Source organism: Serratia sp. ASV30 (assembly GCF_016428815.1).
Lineage (GTDB): Bacteria > Pseudomonadota > Gammaproteobacteria > Enterobacterales > Enterobacteriaceae > Chania > Chania fonticola_C.
On record NZ_JAELTL010000134.1, the window covers coordinates 1 to 1,855 of the forward strand.

Below are 1,855 nucleotides of genomic sequence, written 5' to 3' on the forward strand. Positions count from 1 at the left end.
CCCCCCCCCCCCCCCCCCCCCCCCCCCCCCCCCCCCCCCCCCCCCCCCCCCCCCCCCCCCCCCCCCCCCCCCCCCCCCCCCCCCCCCCCCCCCCCCCCCCCCCCCCCCCCCCCCCCCCACCACCCCCCTTTTTTAGTTGGCATCGTCGGCAGCGTCAGATGTGTATAAGAGACAGCACGTGAAGCATTCAGGGAGAGATAAAACAATGGCTCGCAAGTACAGTGAATTCCGCCGGCTAAATGTGGCCATGGCAATAGCTATATGTTTACCTTTTTCTACCCTGGCAGTGATGCAGCCATCTTCGAATGAGCAAGATATTGACTCATTACCCCCTATGCTGACGCAGGAGGAGTATATGAAACTATTCCATTCCGAGGCGTCATCGGCAAAAGATGCCACACAAAGCGCCAGGCAAACATCGGAAACTCATAAAGAAGCACCGCAGTTTCTTAAGGACTTGGCCGCCATGGGTGACGCGGATACCGTTAACACTCAGGCCAAACAGCATGATGTGGTTCAGCCAGACACAAGTCTCAGCGTATCAGAACCGGTGTCTGTCACAACCAAAGCAACTGAACCTTCCGGGATGATGACACGTATTGAGCAGCCGGCTCCCGTTAAGACCATTGAAGTACCGGCAAGCCACTCAGAACGCTTGAGTACCACCAATATCCAGCCAATACAGGCAGATAGCAGCACCTCTGCCGCCCCGGTTACCAAGCCGGTTTTGGCTAATCGCACTGAACTGCGGGCCGACGCCAATATGGTTACGGAAACACCTACGGGGGGCAGTCAGGCAGTACTGAGAAACAATAACGACCTTTTCCCAGCGGTTCAGCAACAGTACCAGCCGGATCCGGCGTATAACAATGTGCGTTGGAATGGCGAGATCGGGGGTGAGAGCGGTAAACGCACCCTGAGCGATATGACCAACGATGCTTACAACGGGAAAAGCAATAACCCGTCACGTGCTTTTATGCGCAAAATGGTCTCTTTGGCATTGGCACACAGCCCGGAGATACGCTCTTCACAAGCCGATGTGCTGGCTGCGGGTTATTATGTTGACCAGACAAAAGGCCAACGTTGGCCACAGGTCCAGGTCGGGGTATCAACGCCGCTGGGTACCCAGGGGGGAAATGCCGATCTGCAGCGTAACAACGCCAACTCAGGTGATACCAGTGGTTCCATTGCCATCACGACGCCCATCTACGATTGGGGCAAGATCAGTAATCAGATCGATAGTGCAGAAGAAGAGGTAACGGCAGCGGTCAATTCGCAAAGTTCTACCAAAGAGCAGCTGGCCTACAGTACCGTTTCGGAATTGATGAATCTGAGCCGTTATCAGGAAAGCCGACAGGTAGCGCTGGCTTATGTTGAGCGTATGAAACAGTTGGCCGATATGCTGTCACAGATCACGGCCGTGGACCGGGGACGTGCCAGTGAGTTTACCCAGGCAAAAGCCAAGCTGCTTTCCGCCCGTGCCAGCCTGGATGACATTGAACACCAAGTCAGTACCAGCCGTATCAGACTGGTGCGCCTGTTAGGTGTAGAACCGAATTTACCTGAACATATCTCTTGGCAAGATTCTGTGATACCAGCATCGATGGCGATTGCTTCTTTGACCAAAAACCCGAACCTATTGAAATTACAGGCACAGGTCAAGGCTGCAGAGTATCAAGCTGACAGTATCAAATCGGCAAGTTTGCCGCAGCTGAATTGGGTGGTATCCAAGAACACGGCAAAAAATACCAATGGTGATGAAACCGGCTGGTATACCGGCTGTCTCTTATACACATCTAAAAGGGGGGGGGGGGGGGGGGGGGGGGGGGGGGGGGGGGGGGGGGGGGGGGGGGGG

General features: G+C 55.7%; 2 protein-coding genes. Both read left to right on the forward strand.

Features of this window, described 5'->3' with window-relative positions:
- Positions 1–182, forward strand: a 182-nt coding sequence (locus JHD74_RS25685) for a hypothetical protein (RefSeq protein WP_199063869.1), incomplete at its 5' end; no start/stop codon positions are given.
- Between the two features lie 173 nt (positions 183–355).
- The coding region (locus tag JHD74_RS25690; RefSeq protein WP_199063870.1) for a TolC family protein at positions 356–1,855 on the forward strand (1,500 nt) is incomplete at its 3' end.